We start from the raw sequence: 20,717 nt of genomic DNA, 5'->3' as shown, positions 1-20,717 counted from the left end.
ATAAAAATGAAGTGTCTGTTGAGATAACTTCGTGGTTCAATTTATAATTTGTTATTTATTTTCCTTTTGTGAGGTTAATCTCTCTTGGCATTAACTTATGTGGGCCAAGTCCAGATTTAAGTACAATTAACTGCCCTCGCTGACTTCTTAACCATGTTGCAAATCCTGTGCCTAAACCATCCCTGCCTTCACAATCTATAATATTTACGTTTCTTAGAAAAGGATAGATTCCATTAATGAGATTATCTTGTGTTGGTTTATAAAATTGATCGTCTCCGATTTTACCCTTAAGGTTTTTTACGCCCATCGTTTTTATCTTAGAAAGGTAATCTGCATATTTTGTATTTCTATCAGAAACCCAATCTACCCCTAAAATACCAATAAAATTTTTGTCTTCGGCTATTAATTTAATTACTTCTGCACTTGAATTTTTTGAATAAACACCTTGAGCTGGAAATTGACTAATATTAGCCAATTGCTTAAAGTATTGAAAGGTACTTGAATAAGTATTATCAAATACCAATTTTTTAACTGAAGTTTTTCCTTGTAAGATGTCAATAACTTCTTTAACGGTAATAGTACTATCAATATTGTCTTTATTGGTGATTAAGGCAATACCATCGACAGCAAAGCGGGTTGAATTGATTCTTATACCACGCTGCGTATAATATTTCTCTTCTGCTTTAGTCAGTAATCTTGGCATTACAATGACACGCACGCTATCATTTAGAAAAGCAGGAATAATTTTTTCTTCTGGTTTAATTGTAATCTGAAATTTTGCATCGGGGTAATCAAGACTGAAAATATCAATTTGCTCCTGAACAATTGGGCTTACACTTTCATCAACTAAGATTTTTAATACTCCACTCGTCCTCGTCTCTTTTATTTGAGGAGTTTTATCTTTTCTCTTACAAGAAACAAAACCCAGCACTATCAATATTAAAAGTATATTTCTCATTACTTGATTTTAATCTCTCCTGCCAAGACTCAACAGTCTGACAAAAGCATAGAAAATTAGGAAGACACCTATTGCAATACGCCCCCATGCCGGAATAAAATTAAACCTTATGGCAAGCGGCGCCCAAAAAATAAAGGCAAGTCCCATTACTAAATATAAAGCAAAGGTGACTAGGCCTAAAATGAGCAAAAACCGCTGTTTAGGCGATTTTTGCTTAAAAATATCAAAATTTAACATTTACTTTAGTTCAATGTAAAGTTAACATTGATGTTATATTTTACCCTTACTGGCTTACCATTTTGGATACCTGGGTTCCAGCGTGGACTAGCCTTTAAAACACGGATAGCTTCTTCATCAGTTCCGCTACCCAAACCGCGGGTAACCTGAATATCTGTTAGTTTACCATCTTTTTCAACAACGAAAGATAAAAATACTTTACCCTGTACGTTATTTTCTTGTGCCATTGGCGGGTATTTAATTGCTCCACCTAAGTACTTATAAAACTTAGCGATACCACCTGGATATTCTGGTTGTTTCTCAATACTAACAAAGTCATAAACCTTATTATCATCAACAGCAACAGCAGCCTCTTTTTTAGGGCCTTCACCTACTGGTTCGGCAATTACAATATCTGCGGTTGGATCACCTTTGATATCTCGTTGTCCTGGATCTGCTTCTTTCAGTTTTTCAACTGTAGGTGGCTCTTCATCACGTACCTGCTCATCTGGCTTTACAATTGCAGGTGGCATTTTAACCTGATCCACTTTTGGTGGCGGTGGCTCTACTGGTGGTGGAGGTGGTGTTTTTGGATCAACTGGTGGCGGTGGCGCAATAACTACTTCTTGTGCTTTTTCTACCTGCTCTGTATCATTCATCGAACCTTTAATAAGGCCATAAATTTTTGGAGCGAAGAAAAGTGCCAGGAATACTATTGAACCAATAATTAATGCCCGTGTGGTATTGGCCCCATTGGTTTTACGCAATTGGTAGGCTCCGTAGCTTTTGTTTTTTTCGGCAAAAACTACTTCAATCCACTCCTTTCTTAATATATCTAATTTTGACATGATTACGGATTTAACAATTATAAAATACCCTTCTCCTTCATGAATGCTTTCTCGTTATCAAGGATATTTTCATCATCAATCTGACGAACTTTAACCTTTAATATCTCCAATTCATCCATAATATCGACGAAGTTTTTGAAGTTTGATCCGCTGGTTGGCTTAACCAATACAACGAAATCACCTTTCACTCCAGATGCATCTGCAACTTTTCTGTTATCGATAATCGCTTTTTCAACCTGTGATAAACTTTCTATAGTTGGAGCTGTTGCACCAGCTTCTCCCATATACCAGGCCACTTTATCGCTTTTACCCAATAAAATAGTCATGGTTTTAGAAGCTTTCAGCTCCAATCTGTTTTCCTTATTGTTATCATCCTTATCAGGCTTTACAATATCCATCGCTTGTGGCGTAGAGATTGATGTAGTTAAGATAAAGAATGTAACTAAAAGGAACATCAAATCTACCATCGGCGTCATATCGACTCTTGGCGTGGCTTTCTTCCCGCCTGTGTTTAATTCTGCCATTTCTTATTTTCTTCTAGCTTCTGCGTTGGTTACCAATAAAAACTTGTTAACTTTTTGCTTCTGCAATACATCCACGATCTTTTTAATTACAGGATATTCTTCTTTTGAATCTCCTTTGATACTTACACGCATTGGTTGCTGATTAACCTCAGCAGTTGCTTTACGCGCAAGTAAAACCCAGTTATTTAACTGGTTATCAGTAGAATCTGTAGGGATACCTGTTTGAACACCTGGCTTCATACGATCGCCGCCCGGCATATTTATAAACTTTTTAAGGTCTGCAACTGGTACGCCAAAGGTTCCAATAACGGAAAACCTGCTCACTTCATCAGGTGTAAACTTGATATTGTACTGCTCTCCAATTAACTCTAAGGTTCTAGCCCTTACTTTTTGGCCAGCCACTTCAAAGAATACCTTACCTTGACCAATGGTTAATGTTGCATTGTTCTCAGCTGGCACCTTAAATTCATATGTTGATGAAGGCGTAGATACCGCTAATGGTTCTGGTTGCTTTGCCGTAGCAGTTAATATGAAGAACGTAAGTAACAGAGCAGCTACGTCGCACATGGCAGTCATATCTGTTACCGTACTGGTTCTTTTAACTTTAATTCTAGGCATAATATTTTAACTTTTTAATAATGATGATCTTTTTCCCGGTTTTCCATAAAGCCGGTAAAAATTATTTCAAAATATTATTTATGCGAACTAGCGTAAGTTTGAACGATGCTAAATCCTGCTTCGTCAATTGCGTATGTTAACTTGTCAATTTTTGATGTTAATACGTTATACATAATGATCGCTAAGGTAGATACACCGATACCAGTCATGGTATTGATTAACGCCTCAGAGATACCTACCGCTAATGCTGATTGATCTGGAGCACCAGAGTTTGCTAAACCGGCGAAAGCACGGATCATACCTGTTACTGTACCTAATAAACCAATCAAAGTACCAATTGAAACCAAAGTAGCAATGATTGTTAAGTTTTGCTCTAACATAGGCATTTCTAAAGCTGTAGCTTCTTCAACTTCTTTTTGGATGGCAACGATTGATTGCTCAACATCTAAATTAGTATCAGCTTCAACTTCGCTATATTTTTTCAATCCTGATTTAATTACGTTAGCAACAGAACCTTGTTGTTTGTCACACTCAGCTTTAGCAGCTTCGATGTTACCAGCATTTAACAGACCTTTTACTTTAATGATGAAGGTATCTAAGCTAGATTTTCCGCTTGCTTTACCAATTACGATTAAACGCTCGATTGAGAATACAATTGTAGTTAGTAATAATCCAATTAATACTGCTACGATTGGACCACCTTTGTAAGCTGTACCTGGATAGTTGTTTGGTAATGGTAAATTTTCATTGTTGTTGTCGATAAAGTTAGCTGGATCTCCTAATACAAATCTCCAGATAATAAATCCAATTACGATACAAATAGGAATAACCAATGTTGCGAAAACATTTGATGCACTAGAAGAGCTCTCTTTTTTAACAGTTGTTGGTTTTGGTGCGTTTGCCATTTTTTTTTAATTTTTAGTTTTAGTTCTTGTTTTTAATTTTTAGCTGTTTTAACTTTTGTACTACACACAACGGATCTGACTTGATTTTGTTGCGAAAAACAAATTTATAAATTGATTTTAAATTACAAATTAATAAATCAATAAACAATTAAATCGTTACCTAACATTTTGTTTATTGCAAACATACTTGGTGTATAACAAAAAAATTGCCTCAGCCGGAGGCAATTCTTTCACAATAAAAACTAAAAAAAAACCTAATTGCAAATTTTTCGTCCAAAAAATGCATTTTAAAGCGCATTTAACACAATTTTAACGCTTCGCCGTGTACTTTTGACACTTTGGGTACCTTAAATTGTTCAAAATTTTGTTCAAGGGCATTTGCCAGTTCATAAGCTTTTATAAAATATTCTTCCTGGTTGCTCCATGTTTTTGATGGATCTAATACTTCACTTGGAACATTAAGACAATGTAAAGGAATCATTAATTTAAATACATGGTGCATTTTATAGTTGGAATGATCTAAATCTCCATTTAGTGCAGCACTAATCATTGCTCTGGTATAACTCAATTTCATTCTTTTACCCACTCCATACGGTCCGCCGCTCCAACCTGTATTAATAAGCCATACATTTACATGGTGCTTTTTCATTTTCTCACCTAATAAGCTGGCATATACCGAAGGGTGTAATGGCAGAAATGCTTTTCCAAAACAAGCTGAGAAAGTTAGTTGAGGTTCTGTAATTCCTATTTCAGTGCCCGCAACTTTAGCGGTGTAACCGTTCAAAAAATGAAACATGGCCTGTTCAACATTAAGCTTTGAAATGGGTGGCAACACACCAAATGCATCAGCCGTTAAAAAAAAGATGTTTTTCGGGATGGGTGCAACCGATGGTAGCATTGCATGATCTATAAAATCTATAGGATAGGCTACCCGGGTGTTTTCTGTTTTTTCAATATTATTATAGTCTACGTGTTTTGTGCCAGGTAAAAAATTAACATTCTCAAGCAAAGCTCCAAATTTAATGGCTTTATAAATCTGTGGCTCCTTTTCTTCGGTTAAGTCTACACATTTGGCATAACAGCCTCCCTCAAAGTTAAATACATAAGCTTCGCCCCAGCCATGTTCATCATCGCCTATTAATCTTCTTTCAGGATCTGCAGATAAAGTTGTTTTGCCCGTACCCGATAAACCAAAGAAGATTGCAGTATCTCCTTCTTTACCTACATTGGCTGAACAATGCATGGGTAATACATTTTTATAAACAGGTAATATAAAGTTCAATACGGAGAAAATGCCTTTTTTGATTTCACCAGTATATCCGGTTCCACCTATCAGGATCATTTTTTTCGAAAAGTTAATGATCGAAAAGTTTTCCTGACGGGTGCCATCAGTGATGGGATCTGCCAGAAAACCTGGCGCTGCAATAATAGTCCATTCCGGGCGCCCCCCTAAACTATCACGTTCGGGGCGAAGAAAAAGATTATGGGCAAAAAGATTTTGATATGCGGTTTCTGTGATTACCCTAATCGAAATGGCATCATCAACATTGGCGCAGGCAGTAGCATCACGAACATAAATTTTACGGTCATGAAGATAGCTGGTTATTTTATTAAAAAGCTGATCGAAATGCAATGGACTAATTTTAATATTGACATCGCCCCACCATACGGTATCTTCCGTTAGATTATCATTTACAATAAATCTGTCTTTCGGAGAACGTCCTGTAAATTTACCTGTATCTACGGCTAAGGCCCCTGATGATGCCAATTGGCCTTCCCTATTCATTAAGGCCTCATCAATAAGTTCCATTGGGGATAACTGATACTTTACAGCAGTGTTTTTACCTAGATTTAAATAGCCTAAATCTGGTATTTGCAGTTTCTTTTTGCTCATAAACAATAAGTTGGTTAGGGCAGTAAAGATAAATAGTTATCTAGCAGAAAAACTAGCAATCACAAGTAAAAAATTACATATTGTAGCAAATACACTAACATGTAAACAGCTAATATACAGTTAATTAATGTGTTTTTATATGTCTTAAAAAAAACAGAAAAATACACTAAGACAAATTAAAAGAGGATGATTTCAGAACCAGTTAACCGCCGGCTTTTTTAACTTTATAACCCTCTTTTTGAAGTATAGCTATTACTTTATCTCTTACATCGCCCTGAATCATAATTTCTCCATCTTTAACTGATCCACCAACACCACATTTTGTTTTAAGCATTTTACCTAAAACATCAAGATCTTCTGAGCGCCCATTAAATCCAGTGACTAATGTAACCGCTTTTCCACCACGATTTTTTTTATCTAACATCACCCGCAAATCTTGTTGATTATTTGCTAAAGTAGTTTGATCATCTACCTCTTCCTGGTATTCAAAGTCGGGATTGGTAGAAAACATAATTCCTCCCAGATCGCTCAGGCTATTTTTTTTAGGTTTCATTATACAAATGTAAGTTGGAAATTATAGAATAGTGCATTCAACTATGGAACAATGACTTTTAGAGACAGAGGATCGATTTTAGCTTCTATTTCCTTTCCCATTTGTAAAGGCTCACCATCTACATGCACAGCGCCATCTGTTTCTCTACTAATCTGGATGTGTTTTCCTTTAATAATTTCAATCATTTCCGAATTTTCGGCTGTACCTTTTAGCATGATGTATCCCAAAAGTGGTAACTTCAGTAAAGGAAAGGGTTTAATGATGCAAACATCTAATAAGCCATCTTTAATAGATGCACCTGGTGCAATAAAAACATCATTACCATACTGAGAGGAATTGGCAATGCTGATTGCAAAGGCATCTCTGATATATTCCGTACTATCAATGTTGATCTTATATTTCTGTGCACGATAACCAAAAACTTCCTGAAAGCCTAGTTTTAAATAGCCGGCTAATCCTCTTTTTTTATCATTTGAAAAAACAGAACTTAAGTGAGCATCAAAACCAATTCCAGCTAGATTAAAGAATTTTTTATTATTAAACGTGGCTGTATCAATATGTTCAATTTTTAGGTGGTTAATGGCTAAAATTGCATAACGGAGATTTTTAGGAATGTGAAGGAATCTGGCCAGTCCATTTCCCGACCCTAACGGTAAGATACCCAGGATCTTTTTATACTGAAGCACTTTGGTGGCCACTTCGTTTATTGTTCCATCGCCTCCAGCGGCAATCAGGATATCAAAATTTTTATTTGCAGCCTCTTCGGCCAGCTCAGCTGCATGACCTATGTATTCTGTAAATACAAAATTTGCATTAAACTTCTCTTTATCGAGATATTTATCGATAAAATCGGGAATACGAAGCTTCCCCTTCCCACCTGAAATTGGGTTGATGATAAAAAGTATATTGTGCTTTGTGTGCAAAACGTAAAGAATGAGGGTACAAAATAATCTATAATTTTTGAAATAAAGAAAATATGCTAATTTTGTCGCATAATGTAGTGGACTGATTTGCTATTCCGAAGAGATTCGGGACGGATTGCAACCACTAAAAAAAAAGTGCTAATACCTCCTTCAATCATGTAGAACCTGTTTCCAGGGGTCGTTGGCGCTTTATAAATGTTTATTTATCATTAAAATTTAATAGATGTCGTATTTATTTACATCAGAATCTGTATCTGAAGGCCACCCAGACAAAATTGCCGATCAAATTTCGGATGCGTTAATTGATAATTTTTTAGCTTTCGATCCAGAATCAAAAGTTGCCTGTGAAACTTTAGTGACTACCGGCCAGGTTATTTTAGCTGGCGAGGTTAAATCTAAAACCTATTTAGACGTACAGCAAATTGCACGTGATGTAATCAAGAAAATTGGTTATACTAAAAGCGAATATATGTTTGAAGCTAACTCTTGCGGAATTTTATCTGCCATACATGAACAATCTCAGGACATTAACCAAGGGGTAGATAGAAGTAGCAAAGAGGAACAAGGAGCAGGCGACCAGGGAATGATGTTTGGTTATGCTACAAATGAAACAAAAGATTATATGCCTTTGGCATTAAACCTTTCGCATAAATTATTGCAAGAACTTGCCGTTTTAAGACGTGAGAATAATGAAATTAAATACTTGCGTCCGGATGCAAAAAGCCAGGTAACATTGGAATATGATGATCATAACAAGCCTGTTCGTATTGATGCGATTGTAATTTCTACTCAACATGATGATTTTGATGAAGAAGCAACCATGCTGGCTAAAATCAAATCTGACTTAGTAGGTATTTTAATTCCTAGAATTATAAAAAATAATCCTCAATATGCCCATTTGTTTAATGACAAGATTGAATACCACATCAACCCGACGGGTAAATTTGTGATTGGCGGTCCACATGGCGATACAGGTTTAACTGGTAGAAAAATCATTGTTGATACTTATGGTGGAAAAGGTGCACATGGTGGTGGCGCTTTCTCCGGTAAAGATCCAAGCAAGGTAGATAGAAGTGCAGCTTATGCTACGCGCCACATTGCTAAAAACCTGGTTGCAGCTGGTATTGCTGATGAAATTTTAGTTCAGGTATCATATGCTATTGGTGTTGCAAAACCAATGGGAATTTACATTAACACTTATGGCACTGGCAAAGTGGGCAAAACCGATGGTGAAATCGCTAAAATTGTTGAATCAGTTTTTGATATGCGTCCTTATTTTATCGAGCAACGTTTAAAATTAAGAAATCCAATCTATAGTGAAACAGCTGCTTATGGCCACATGGGCAGAACGCCTGAAACAGTGAGCAAAACTTTCAGAACGCCAAATGGCGAAGAAAAAACAGTTACTGTGGAATTGTTTACCTGGGAAAAGTTAGACTATGTAGATCAGGTTAAAGCTGCCTTTGGTATTTAAGTTTTTTAAAAAAATGAGCAAAGTCCCGGCGAACACCGGGACTTTCTTGTTTAGCGCCAGCGTTTAAAAAACCTTTGCAGCCAAGGCTTTAGTTTCTATTAAATTGAAATGCTGATCATCAATGCTATACGACTTAATATCTGCAATTTTCATTTCATCAATTACATCAACAAAATCTTTAAATTGAGCCGTTTTACCAGGTTTTATGATCACTAGCAAATATTTGCTATCATTATTATGATGGGCTTTCGATACGGCTAATTTATTAATCATGATTTGGTTATAAATTTCTCTTACCGGTATTAATTTCATATTAGCGCCTTCCGGTGTGCCCAAATAACTAAGTGCCATATTATTCTTCCCAAGTAAGATTGTCATTGTCCTTGATGCAGGATAATCCATGGTACAATCATTACAAGGATCAGGCTTGGCTACGTCTGCAGCATTTAAGGTTCCAAGAGAAGTTGTTAGCATAAAGAAGGTAGTTAGTAGAAACATGAGGTCAACCATTGCGGTCAAATCCACTCTTGGAGCTATTTTTCTGGTTTTTCCTTTATGGGCCTTGCCCCTAGGAGATTCATTTAAAGTTGCCATATCTTATCTTTTTTTATGATGATGACAGGCTTGTTAAAATTGCATAAAAAAAGCGATTAATATTTTAATCGCTTTTCTGATATAGTCAAATTAACAGGTTATTTTTTGACTGCTTCAATAACACCACAACCTACTCTCGGTCCTGAATTACCAGTTGGCTGCGTTTTATAATCATCAGTTCCTCCGTGAACAATAATGCCTCTTCCAATGATATTTTTTACATCTCCATCCTGCACACTCCATCGGTCTGTGGTAACAGAAATTTCACCTTCTCCTTTTGAATCTAACTTAATATTGCCAATATCGCCACTGTGGTATGCTCCAGAACCCCATTTTCCATGATCTTCTTTTGTTGGGTTCCAGTGTCCGTGTGTGTTTTCACCCATGTCGCCGCAATCTCCATGTTCGTGAAAATGTACTGCAACATTGCTATCAGCTCTTGATGCAAATTTTAATTTCAAATCCATCTTGATTTTACCATCACTTAATCCATAAAACTTCACCGTTCCAATACTTTTAGAAGGATCGGCAGTTTCTGAAAGATTTGCAGAAGCAAGTTCTGTTTCCTTTTGTGTACAGGCACTTATTAATGCCATACTGGCAATAGCTAAGCCTAAGAAATATTTTTTCATCATATTAATATTTAGTTTTATATCAAACACATTGACAGTCATTTAGTTTGACATTTAAAACTGGATTACAAAACCATTTACATTACATAGTGTTTATTTAATATAAAATCATGTAACTATGGAACAGCCATTTGAAATGAACACTTTGAGTCAAATTTTAGAGAAATTGAGGCTGAAAGGAAGAGACAACGAATTAAAAATGACCGATCACGGTAAGATGCAAAGTAAATCGATGAGTAAGATTTACAAGCCAGAAGACTTAACGATTGTTAAAACATATCGATTTGAAGGACCCTCAGACCCTGCAGACAATTCTGTACTTTATTTAGTGGAAGATTCTGAAAAAAATATTGGTTATATCTTAGATGCTTATGGCATTTATTCTGATAATCTTGGGTCGGGATTTGACGATTTTTTAAAGAAAATTCCTACGGAGAACAGAGATGAACAGGAGTTATTCTGCTAACTGACACTAAACTAATTTGAAAGGCATGGATTTAATTCATGCCTTTTTTGCTTTATAACAGAACAGCCATAATTAAGATTCGGCTTATATTGTTGGCTATAAATATGTAATTTCGCCGCTCTTTAAATTTTAATGAAAAGCAAATTTACTATTCAGCCAATTCCTGCAGTCATTATAGCCATCATAAGCGTTCAGTGTGGTGCAGCAATTGCTAAGGGGCTTTTTCCTGAAATAGGTGCGGCAGCTACAGCATCACTTAGAATTGGATTATCTGCTGCCATTCTTTCCATTACTTTTCGCCCCAATCTTTTAAAATTTAACATCAAACAATGGAAATATCTGCTGCTTTATGGAGGTTCACTTGGCTTAATGAATATGATATTTTATTTAGCAATTGAACGTATTCCGGTTGGTTTGGGTGTTACATTAGAATTTGTAGGACCATTATTGCTTGCAATTTTTGGATCTAAAAAAGCTATAGACTTTATCTGGGTGATATTATCTATTATTGGAATTGCTTTAATAGCTCCCTGGACTAGCAATGGGTTAAATATTTTAGGAGTTTTATTGGCTTTACTTGCAGGTGCATTCTGGGCCGCCTATATTATATTGGGTGGAAAAATTTCTAAAATAATGAAAGGTGGAGAAGCAGTATCTGTAGGCATGTTAATCGCTACAATTGTCATCTTACCTTTTGGTGTTTTTAGTGGGGGCTTACATCACTTAACCCCGAAATTATTAGGTCTTGGAACAGCACTGGCCTTACTTTCGAGTGCTATTCCTTTCACTCTCGAAATTAGAGCACTAAAACAGTTACCTGCACGAACATTTAGTATATTAATGAGTTTGGAGCCAGCAATGGCATCATTAGCTGCATTTGTGTTTTTAAAAGAGCATCTTTCTCTTACAGAATGTGCAGCCGTTACCTGTGTTGTAATTGCTTCCGCCGGCTCTTCATTTACGGCAAGGAAAACCAAACCATTAGATCTAAACGTAACTGATGTTTAACGGAGTTTATTTAAATGCTTCCTAATTGCTTTAATTACATTAATTATTTAACTGGCCATTTTGCATAAGTTGACAGTATTTTAAACTGACCATTAACTTTGCCAAAAATGAAGCTAAAGTAACTTTCAGCTTGTGTATTGCTTTCCGGATACTGCATGTAGACTTCATACATTTTACTACCAGTGTCTGTTAATTTTTTTAATGACTGATAATAAACCTCGTCTGTTTTTTCATCGATTTCTGATAAATTATCCTCTTTACATAAAGGTAGAATCCGCATCACATCTGCATTAAAAATTGCCGATTTATAGTTATCAAATTCTGTTAGACTAATCGGATCTGCAGGTACGCCTATTCCGTTAGGTACTTCCTTATGGCTGGTATAAAACGGATAATTTAATAAAGAGGCTATCTTTTTTAGATTCTTTTGCTTCAGGGTTCTCTTTAAGTTTTCAAGGGTTTTTCTAAATTCTTGCTCATCAGTTAAATCTCCCAAAGGCAGTTTTTGAGGTGACTGATACAGTTTTTGACCTGTCTCTTTATCTACTTTTTGTTGCCCCTGTCCATTTTCTGAAGTACAGCAGATTAAAGAGGGTAAAACAATCATCAATATTAAAATTCTAATATTCATCATATTTAATGCCTTGGAATATATATCAATGTACGTTGTTCCATCCTTTTTAATATTACGGCAGCGCCCATTTGTTTAGAGACAGCTTCGGCATCAAACTTTCCGTCAGCAACGTATTTCCCTTTAACATATTGATTGGAATAACTCCACAAATAAGGAGAATTGATGCTATGGTATTTAAAATAACCAAAACCGTTATATGCTTCTAATTTTCGCAATACCGTTGGGAGACTCCAATTCGAAATTTCATTTAACTTCATCAATTTTAAGGCATCGACGGCACTCTCTTCAAAGGTAAAGGGTGGGCCATGGCCAACCTTTGGTCTGTTTGCGGGTACTTTAACGGTGTAGCCTGTAAGTGGATCTCCATTATGCAAATGTTTTTTAAAATCAAATGTACATTCAAGATAGTGCGCACAGGCAATAAAATACCACGGAATTTTGGATGAACCTACAACAAAATTATTTAATGATTCTTCAAAAGTGTTTTTATGAAAAGCAGCAAAGGAGCCATCTATAGGCTTTGACAGATCTAAGGCATTAACGGGTTGAAACAAAGTACTGGGTGTTAATGCGGATGTAAATGGTTTTATTACGTTACCGGCCACTTGATCAGATATGTCTGTATATCGATTTCTGTTAGCACTGACTTGTTCATCTATAACCTTATCAACCGTACCCATCTTTGTTGCATCGATTACACAATCATCGAACATTTTGATATATTCTAGATCGGTAGGTTGAGATGGCTTGACTATTTTAATTGTTTTTGTCTTTTTCATCTGTAAAGTATGGGTGAACAATTCGGTTATCTCAGCGTTTACTATCAGTCTTTGCACCCCAAATACCAAGCCAAATCCAATGTATCTAACTCATAACTAATGGATAACAAATACGCTTATTTAAAACAATTAATTAAGGGGCTGTAGAACACAGATTTTTCATCATGAACGTATGTATATTTTGTGAAAATATATTAGTATCATTTATACTACAGTCAGCAGCATACAAAAATGTAGTATTTTTGGACAAAGTGTTACTTTTGACTACAGAATTTTTAGAGGATAATTTAAATTCCTATTGAATTATTTTCTATTAGTTTAGGTATTTGCTTGCTATTATTAAGATATTTAGCCTACGTATTTTTGTAAAATGTTGTTACACCGTTTACTGAAAATTCTGTTGAGCATCTGCTAGTAACCAATTTATCATATTTATTTTTTAAATTCCTTTATCTCTGTAATAAAAATCTGCAACGGTTCTATTAGATATGCTTTAACGAATAATTTCAAAAGCAGTCTTCCCTTCTGGTATGTTTATATAAAAAGGAAATCCAAACTCTTCATTTTCTTCTTTTTTTAAATATGAAATAATTGGTAATTGATTATCTCTAATTAAGTTTGCCACCCTATTTTTCGCATAAAACTCAATCTTAGGTTGTTCTGGGAAATCCTGTATCACATAGCCTTCGGCATTAATCATTTTGAATATGTTGCTCAGCCCTACTATATTATCTTCTTGAGAATAGTAGGACTATAACCACTTACAATTAAAACTCCGTGATAACCATGACTTTGAGAAAGTTCTACTTTGGATACCAAGCCCAGAAAATTTTGCATCCCTTACTGCGAATGCCCGAAAGAGGCTGTAAGGGTTTTTCCCACGAAATCACGACTATCATCTAAAGTGATCAGGCCGGGAGCACCCATGTGATCATGATTGAAACGAAGCTCAAAATGATGATGATTAAAAGACTGTTTTAAGCTGAAAGATGCGAAATGTGTAATTTCTTTTCCTTCTATATTTATTTCTGCAATGAGTTTCTTTTACATATTGACGATAAATCAGTGGATCAACAATTACTTGAAACTTATTCAGAAAGGCATGCGGTGTTCATAATGAACTAAATCAATTCACGTACCGTGCTTGGTTTAAATAAAATCTGATAGACAAAAGCGATTGGCATTCACCAATCGCTTTTACTCTTTTATATTGAAATACGGATTAAGCTTTAGGCCAATCGTTTTCGTGTTCTGCGTTACCTAATTTCAGTTTTCTAGCTGATACTACGAAAGTAAGTGTCATAGGCGTATTATCGTTTACCGCAATACCTTCACTATATTGAACAATGTAACCATCTTCGAAAGTTAGTTCTTTCATTTTAGCGTCTTCTTCGCCTTTTTTGAAAGTAATGGTTCCTGATTGTGGTTTATATTGATTATTCACCATTGATTCTATTACTGAAGTATCTTCAGTAGACTCAATTTCAATATTGATTGTTCCACCATATACACCTGATGAAGGACGACCTTTTGCGTCTACATCTCTATTTAATGAAAAGCTGCACTGTAATACATCAAATTCTTTTGAACCTAATGTTAATCTGGTTTTAAATGCCATGGTAATAAGTTTTTAAATGTTTTTGAAAAAATGAATTGAGGTTAGATGGATTAGGTGGTTAGTTAGTAAGAACCTGAAATTGTTTAGATGGGTTATGAGGTTAGATAGTTTAGACTAAATATGCTAACTACACTAAACCCTAAACAATACTAACCGCTAATAACCTTTTCCCGTCTACGCTTTAGGCCAATCGTTTAAATGCTCCGCATTTCCAAGTTTCAGCTTTCTGGCCGAGATCTGGAATTTCAGTGTCATCGGATGATCGCCAACAATGTTAATTCCTTCAGAATATTTAACAATGTAGCCATCTTCGAAATCTACCTCTTTCATTTTAGCATCTTCTTCAGTTTTCTTAATCAGAAGTGTTCCTGTAATAGGTTTGTACTGGTTGTTTACCATCGCTTCGATAATTGAGGTGTCTTCAGTTGACTCGATCTCAATATCAATGGTTCCGCCATAAACTCCGGAAGAAGGTCTTCCTTTAGCATCTACATCACGGTTTAAGGCATAGGCGCAATGAAGTACATCGTACTCCTTGCCCGAAAAATTCAATCTAGCTTTGAAAGCCATAGGGTCTAAATTTAATGGTTAAGATTTGTTAATGTAGCTTATGCTACGATATCAAACTAAAACCAAATATCAGGCCAGCAATAAGTTAATTTAAGGAATAGCAGGAATATGCATGACGGATAAGTGATAAGAAAGTTACATAAATTGCTTTCTTAAATGCATCAGCATAGATTTATATCAGTATAAAAATTACAGAAAGTAATAAATAATTTTTACTGTGAATTCACTTATCGATCTACAAAAGTGTAGCTATTTTCTACAATTTGTAGCACTTTTGGGCATACTTTTATATTCAGATCGTTTAGCTTAAATTAACTGAAATCCAAATTTCTCCATTTTTGCAACCCATTTTTGACTATAATGATTTTCTAAAGAATGTAACTCACCTATTGTATTGGTTAATACCGGGCTCATTTTACACTTTTCAAATACAGCCTTTTTAATCGAAAGGTAAGTTGTTTTCTTGTTGGCTTTCCATTCTTTAAAAGTTGCTTCATCTAAAATAGATACAATTCTTGCTGAACGGCCATTAAAGTTATTGTTGATATTTTGATGCTGTGCCATAAAAATCTGATCTGGCATAAATAACCGATCAAAAAAGCCTTTGATCTTAGCTGGAATATGATCTACATAAACAGGGCAAAAAAGTACCACATGATTACTCTGTCTGATGGCATTTAAAGCCTTTTGTAAATCAGGTTCAAGCTCAGCAATCTGTCTGTTATTAAAAAGCTTATTGGAATTAAAGATCAGATCAATAATAGCAATTTCTCTGATTGTTGCACCAGCATTTTCAGCACCTTTTTTATAGGCATTGATTAAAAAATCTGTGGATACCGTCTTCTCTATATCCCCATTCAGGATAAGTACTTGCTTCATTTATATGTTGATATTTAGCTTTCGAGGCGGTAGATGTTACAAAACTATAAAGATTTTGTTAACCTATTGCATTAAAAACAAAAAACCTGATCAGATTGATCAGGTTTCCTTCCTTAAATTAAGGATATATTTTAAACTAAAAGTTAAGACTGACTAAATGCTTTACATCTTATCAGAAAAACTTTACGTTCATATTTTATTGTTGTTGATTATATTCAGATGCCCAGGTAGTACTTTCATCTTCACCTTTATGGCCATCTAATTTTACCACAAAGCTCTTCGCAGGAAAATATGGTGTGATGTGAATATCTAAATGGATTCTGTCTTTTTGCTGTTCATCACGTTCAAAACGCATAATTTTAAACCTTTCTATTAAACGATCAGCACCTTGAATACCATCTAAAAATTTCACAATCTGACCACGTAGATCTTGTTCAGTTTTCGAAGTCCAGTTTTCAAATGCTCTTCTGTTTAAGAAATCGAACAATACCTTAGTAATGTAATCAAATACCCTTACAACAGAGTAAGTCTGTAAACCGATGTTATCACCATTAAACAGCGTTTTAGCTGAGAATGCCATTACCTTTCCGTATTCATTAACCATAGGCACTAAACCTACCCTTTCCAAATGTGAAATTTCACTCTTCTTCAGATCAAATTTAACACCATCTACTTCATTAATGGCACCATGTTTTTTACCTGCAGTAACCTGAGACATTAAAGTGTAGTACATTTTCCCAGCTAAAGCAGCAGAACCTGGAACCGTTAAATCATCTTCCTCACCTACTTCAGCAACTTTACCCCTACCTACAAGCCAGTTACAAGTCATGATGACGTTAGAACGGAAAGCATCAGCGCCAGTTAAATTTGCAGCAGTAAATAAATCTAAAACATCATCAGGTTGATCTAAATCGGCAAAATCGGTTACCAGCATAGCTTTGTTGCTGTGTGCAATTTTACCCCAACGCTCAAGTACCTTGTTTGATCCCATATAACCGGGAACAACCATCAATGAATAGTTTTTACGCAAATCTAAACGATCGTAATTTTGCTTTAATTCATCATCAACATAATCAATAAAACGTGGATTATCTAAATCCTTAATCTGATCCATGGATGCATTAAGCAACACAACATTTTTAAGTTTATCGGCTTCTGTATTCTTATAAAATAAATGAACGGATCTATAAGCTTGTTCCAGCTCTCTTGAACTTTCTAAAGCCGTCCCAATATTTTTATTGAGGTTTTCTTCTGCAGCATTTAATTTTTCAGTGCTTTTTTCTACCATATCCGCAACAGAAGCAGAAGATTCAAGTACATCAATCCAAAGCTGAATTTTCTTCTTTAGTTCTTCACGTTCTTTTCTTTTCTCATCTCCAGTTAAAAAGATTTGCTTTCTTGCTTTTCTTTCCGGATTTAAATTCTGTAGGCCATCTACAGTAGTTTCTAACAAATCAAAACCGCCTACTCTGGCTAGTTTTTCTAAGTTTTCTTTAAGTGATGTTTTTGCTATGGTATTACCCTCTGCTGGTTTATAGCCTGCTTCCTGGGATATATTTTGGTCTGCGTTTAATTCTTGAGGATTTGACATGTTTTCTTAGCGTTTAGATTATTTATTTTGCTCCAGTTCATCTACAAAATTCTTCAAAGCACTAATGAAAGCATTTTTAGTTTCTTCATCATCAAGCGTAGCTTTTAAGGTTTTGTTTGATTTTAATTGTTTGATCACATTGAGAGACATTTCCCTTTCAATATTCACATTGGTGAGGTAGTTACTTTGGTTGATGATATTTTTCACACCAAAATCACTCATATCATTAAAATTGATCGTTTCCCCAACGGTTGATCCGTCTTGCTTTTCAAAAGCCACTTTAACATTTGGCTTATAGTGATCAAATACTTCTTTAACAGTTTTTAAACCTTCCACCTTTTCAGGTTTGATAGGTTCGTTATCCGTTAATTTCTGTACAAAAAGTGTTTTATTAAAGGCAATTTCTGCGAATGCTTCTGATGTATCGATTTTTCGTTCGTTTCCACCAATTTCATAGTTAAACATAGTATGTTATTTTAGGTTCAATTTTATAAAGATATAGTAATTAACATTTTAACTCAATTTTTGTTCCAATATTGATGCTTCAGGCTGAATAATATTCCATTCTAACTGATCTCCTTCCAGATGTTTACTCACCACAATCTTTGAACCTTTTTTAAGTTCGCCGGAAATGATGTATTTTGAAATTGGGCGACGTAAAAGATTTCTAATGACAGCTGAAAGTTGCCTTGCACCATATTTAGGCGTAAAACCATCTAATGCAATCATTTTCTTAGCATCTTCTGCAATTTCAAATTCGATGCCCATTTTATTCAGTGATTGAACCAGACTGCTGAGCTGGATCTCAAAAATGCGTACCACATTGCTTTCATTGATTGGGGCAAATGGTACAATTTCTGAAATTCTGGCTAAAAACTCCGGACGGAAATGGCCAGCCATTACTTCCATCAGTTGATTTGAAGCCGGGATAACGCCTTTACCAATTTGCTCGGCAATCCATTCGCTGCCAATATTCGAGGTAAACAGAATCAGTGAATTGCTAAAATCTCCTTCTTTACCTAATCGATCATGCATATGGCCTTCATCTAAGATCTGTAAAAAAGTATCAAAAACAGATGGATGTGCCTTTTCAATCTCATCAAATAACAATACAGAATAGGGCTGTTGTCTGATTTTATTTACCAGCAATCCGCCTTCCTCATAACCAACATATCCGGGAGGCGCTCCATATAATAAGGCCGCACTATGTTCTTCTTTAAATTCAGACATATCAAACCTAATCATCGCCTTTTCATCATTAAATAAAAATTCGGCTATTGATTTGGCAAGTTCGGTTTTACCTGTTCCTGTTGGACCCAATAAAAAGAATGATCCGATGGGCTGTCCTTTTTTATTTAGCCCACTTCTTGATTCTAATATGGCGTCTGAAACTGCCTTAAGTGCCTGATCCTGGCCCACTACACGCTTTTTTAGGTATTGCTCCATATTTAGCAATTTTTCCTTTTCACCTGCTTGTAGTTTACCCATTGGGATGCCTGTTTTATAAGCAACTATTGAGGCAATATCCTGTTTAGTAATCCGGTCGCTCTTCTCAGCAGCATATTTCTTTAATTCCTGAAGACTACTATTGATATATCCCTGGTATTCATCAGCTGTTTCAAATGCATCTGTTTGCGTTTCATCAGTTAAGCGACCTAATAAAACAGGACTTAATTTATTTTGAAGCAAAGAAAACAGCCACTTATAATCTGCAAACTGATCTGCCTCTGATTTTCCTTCACCTGCATTCAGTGCTTCTAAATCTGTTTCCAAACTGGTGATCACCTGATCTGAAGTATCATTCATCATCTTCATGGCAGCCATGGTTCTATCCAGCAAATCAAATGCAGAATCTGGCAACCTCCGGTCTTTCATGTAGCGCTTGGCCAGGCGAACACATTCACCCAAGGCATCAGGTTCAATATTTAAGCCATGATGCTCTTCATATTTTACCGCCAGTTTCTGTAACATTTTGATGGTACTTTCTTCATTTGGTTCATTCACCTGAAGCACCTCAAAACGCCTGCTGAAAGCTTGCTCTGGTTCAATAATTTTACGGTATTCATCAATCGTTGTAGCACCAATTACCGTAATTTCTCCACGGGCCAATTCTGGTTTTAATAAATTGCCAATTCCGGCACCTAACGGCCCTTTGCTATCCAGTAAGGTATGAATTTCATCAATAAAGAGCACTGCTTTTTCAAACTGTTTTACTTCTTTAATGATGTTTTTTAGTCTGTCTTCTATTTCTCCTTTGTAAGATGCACCGGCAATAAGCGATCCTAAATCAAGCTCAAAAAGCTGAACTGGTTTTAAGCTATCTGGTACATTCTGATTGACAATATCAATTGCGAATCCATCAACCAATGCCGTTTTACCTACGCCTGCATCTCCTGTAAGAATTACGTTGGGTTTGGTTCTGCGACAGAGAATTTCCATCATCATCCGGGTTTCCTTATCTCGACCAATGATTGGGTCAGTTTTAGCATCCCGAACCATTTGTAACCGATCTATACAGTACTTATACAAAGCATTACCTGTACTTTTATTTTCAGCTCCTTCAGCGGTTTTATCCGGAGAAACTACTCTTGAAATTTCCTCGTCTTTTACGTAAAGATCTAAGATCTCACGCTCTTTAATCGGAAATGATTTTAATTGATCTGGCTGAAAACCAATCCCTGGCTTTGCTAATGCAGTTAACACGCAAACTGGCGTAATTAAATCAAGCCCTAGCTTAATGCGTACATTATCTGCTTCTTCAAAAATAACTGCAATTTCTGGTGAGCCACTTACGGTATCACTAAGACCAGCAGATTTTGCCTGTTCTTCAATCCGAACTTCAGCCCATTCGCTGATATATTCTTCATCCTTCCCAATTGAAGTAATAAAAGATCTTAAACCAACGTCTTTATGCATTAAACCTTTGAGCAAATGCGCAGCGGTAAACACCTCATTTCTATACTCTTTCGCCAGTGACTGTGCAATGTGCAAGGCTGTTTTTACTGACTCGCTTAAATTTGTAATTGCCATATC

General features: G+C 35.7%; 23 protein-coding genes. 3 read left to right on the top strand and 20 right to left on the bottom strand.

All coding sequences use genetic code 11. The features are described 5' to 3' along the window. Positions 1-55: 55 nt before the first annotated feature. The 9 genes from AN34_RS02630 to AN34_RS02590 all read right to left on the bottom strand — a co-directional run bounded on the left by AN34_RS02630 (position 56) and on the right by AN34_RS02590 (position 7,439). Positions 56-958: a PstS family phosphate ABC transporter substrate-binding protein gene (locus AN34_RS02630; protein WP_029282014.1), complete on the bottom strand. Its 903-nt coding sequence runs from the start codon at positions 956-958 to the stop codon at positions 56-58. A 9-nt stretch (positions 959-967) separates the two neighbouring features. Continuing rightward, positions 968-1,195 (bottom strand): hypothetical protein, encoded by a 228-nt coding sequence (locus tag AN34_RS02625; RefSeq protein WP_029282012.1) that lies wholly within the window; start codon positions 1,193-1,195, stop codon positions 968-970. A 5-nt stretch (positions 1,196-1,200) separates the two neighbouring features. Then, complete coding sequence (locus AN34_RS02620) at positions 1,201-2,022, bottom strand: energy transducer TonB (RefSeq protein WP_029282010.1); 822 nt, start codon at positions 2,020-2,022, stop codon at positions 1,201-1,203. A gap of 17 nt (positions 2,023-2,039) precedes the next feature. Next, entirely contained in the window at positions 2,040-2,546 is a 507-nt protein-coding gene (locus AN34_RS02615) for a biopolymer transporter ExbD (protein ID WP_029282008.1), read from the bottom strand. 3 nt (positions 2,547-2,549) lie between these two features. Next, complete coding sequence (locus tag AN34_RS02610; RefSeq protein ID WP_029282006.1) at positions 2,550-3,164, bottom strand: biopolymer transporter ExbD; 615 nt, start codon at positions 3,162-3,164, stop codon at positions 2,550-2,552. A 74-nt stretch (positions 3,165-3,238) separates the two neighbouring features. Next, positions 3,239-4,069 (bottom strand): MotA/TolQ/ExbB proton channel family protein, encoded by an 831-nt coding sequence (locus tag AN34_RS02605; protein WP_029282004.1) that lies wholly within the window; start codon positions 4,067-4,069, stop codon positions 3,239-3,241. Positions 4,070-4,367: 298 nt separating this feature from the next. Further along, the gene (gene pckA / locus AN34_RS02600) at positions 4,368-5,963 is read right to left on the bottom strand and encodes a phosphoenolpyruvate carboxykinase (ATP) (RefSeq protein WP_051666174.1); all 1,596 of its coding nucleotides are present in this window, start codon (positions 5,961-5,963) and stop codon (positions 4,368-4,370) included. Between the two features lie 202 nt (positions 5,964-6,165). Then, positions 6,166-6,516, bottom strand: a complete 351-nt coding sequence (locus AN34_RS02595) for a translation initiation factor (RefSeq protein ID WP_029282000.1) — start codon at positions 6,514-6,516, stop codon at positions 6,166-6,168. A gap of 41 nt (positions 6,517-6,557) precedes the next feature. Further along, positions 6,558-7,439 (bottom strand): diacylglycerol kinase family protein, encoded by an 882-nt coding sequence (locus AN34_RS02590; protein ID WP_029281998.1) that lies wholly within the window; start codon positions 7,437-7,439, stop codon positions 6,558-6,560. A gap of 223 nt (positions 7,440-7,662) precedes the next feature. On the opposite strand from AN34_RS02590, the gene metK reads away from it, so the two are divergent. Beyond that, positions 7,663-8,913, top strand: a complete 1,251-nt coding sequence (gene metK / locus AN34_RS02585; protein ID WP_029281996.1) for a methionine adenosyltransferase — start codon at positions 7,663-7,665, stop codon at positions 8,911-8,913. A 63-nt stretch (positions 8,914-8,976) separates the two neighbouring features. Here metK and AN34_RS02580 read toward each other — a convergent pair whose 3' ends face one another. Together AN34_RS02580 and AN34_RS02575 are read right to left on the bottom strand one after the other, a co-directional pair. After that, entirely contained in the window at positions 8,977-9,507 is a 531-nt protein-coding gene (locus AN34_RS02580) for a biopolymer transporter ExbD (protein WP_029281994.1), read from the bottom strand. Between the two features lie 98 nt (positions 9,508-9,605). Then, positions 9,606-10,142 (bottom strand): superoxide dismutase family protein, encoded by a 537-nt coding sequence (locus AN34_RS02575; RefSeq protein ID WP_051666171.1) that lies wholly within the window; start codon positions 10,140-10,142, stop codon positions 9,606-9,608. Between the two features lie 115 nt (positions 10,143-10,257). Between AN34_RS02575 and AN34_RS02570 the strand changes: the two genes are divergently transcribed. Beyond that, positions 10,258-10,605 carry a hypothetical protein gene (locus tag AN34_RS02570; RefSeq protein ID WP_029281990.1) on the top strand — a complete coding sequence of 116 codons (348 nt, stop codon included), beginning with the start codon at positions 10,258-10,260 and terminating at the stop codon, positions 10,603-10,605. Between the two features lie 132 nt (positions 10,606-10,737). Continuing rightward, positions 10,738-11,613: a DMT family transporter gene (locus AN34_RS02565; protein WP_029281988.1), complete on the top strand. Its 876-nt coding sequence runs from the start codon at positions 10,738-10,740 to the stop codon at positions 11,611-11,613. 43 nt (positions 11,614-11,656) lie between these two features. Here the strand turns inward: AN34_RS02565 and AN34_RS02560 are convergent, their stop codons facing one another. From AN34_RS02560 to AN34_RS02520, 9 genes are all read right to left on the bottom strand, one after another. Further along, a complete protein-coding gene (locus AN34_RS02560) occupies positions 11,657-12,247 on the bottom strand; it encodes a hypothetical protein (protein ID WP_036676355.1) in 591 nt (196 codons plus the stop codon). A 2-nt stretch (positions 12,248-12,249) separates the two neighbouring features. Next, positions 12,250-13,026, bottom strand: a complete 777-nt coding sequence (locus AN34_RS02555; RefSeq protein WP_051666169.1) for a hypothetical protein — start codon at positions 13,024-13,026, stop codon at positions 12,250-12,252. Between the two features lie 493 nt (positions 13,027-13,519). Then, positions 13,520-13,726, bottom strand: coding sequence for a hypothetical protein (locus AN34_RS02550; RefSeq protein WP_029281982.1), 207 nt, complete (start codon positions 13,724-13,726; stop codon positions 13,520-13,522). A gap of 522 nt (positions 13,727-14,248) precedes the next feature. Next, positions 14,249-14,644, bottom strand: coding sequence for a type VI secretion system tube protein TssD (gene tssD / locus AN34_RS02545; protein WP_029281980.1), 396 nt, complete (start codon positions 14,642-14,644; stop codon positions 14,249-14,251). A gap of 174 nt (positions 14,645-14,818) precedes the next feature. Next, the gene (gene tssD, locus AN34_RS02540; protein WP_029281978.1) at positions 14,819-15,214 is read right to left on the bottom strand and encodes a type VI secretion system tube protein TssD; all 396 of its coding nucleotides are present in this window, start codon (positions 15,212-15,214) and stop codon (positions 14,819-14,821) included. A 306-nt stretch (positions 15,215-15,520) separates the two neighbouring features. Then, on the bottom strand, positions 15,521-16,093 hold the full coding sequence (locus AN34_RS02535) for an NAD(P)H-dependent oxidoreductase (protein ID WP_029281976.1): 573 nt from the start codon (positions 16,091-16,093) through the stop codon (positions 15,521-15,523). A gap of 196 nt (positions 16,094-16,289) precedes the next feature. Then, positions 16,290-17,684 (bottom strand): DUF5458 family protein, encoded by a 1,395-nt coding sequence (locus AN34_RS02530; protein WP_029281975.1) that lies wholly within the window; start codon positions 17,682-17,684, stop codon positions 16,290-16,292. An 18-nt stretch (positions 17,685-17,702) separates the two neighbouring features. Further along, on the bottom strand, positions 17,703-18,149 hold the full coding sequence (locus tag AN34_RS02525) for a hypothetical protein (protein ID WP_029281973.1): 447 nt from the start codon (positions 18,147-18,149) through the stop codon (positions 17,703-17,705). Positions 18,150-18,197: 48 nt separating this feature from the next. Then, a complete protein-coding gene (locus tag AN34_RS02520) occupies positions 18,198-20,714 on the bottom strand; it encodes an ATP-dependent Clp protease ATP-binding subunit (protein ID WP_029281971.1) in 2,517 nt (838 codons plus the stop codon). Between the last annotated feature and the right edge of the window lie 3 nt (positions 20,715-20,717).

The sequence above is a fragment of the Pedobacter sp. R20-19 genome, assembly GCF_000708265.2.
Taxonomy (GTDB): Bacteria; Bacteroidota; Bacteroidia; order Sphingobacteriales; family Sphingobacteriaceae; genus Pedobacter.
This window is presented reverse-complemented; position numbering and strand designations above follow the sequence as displayed.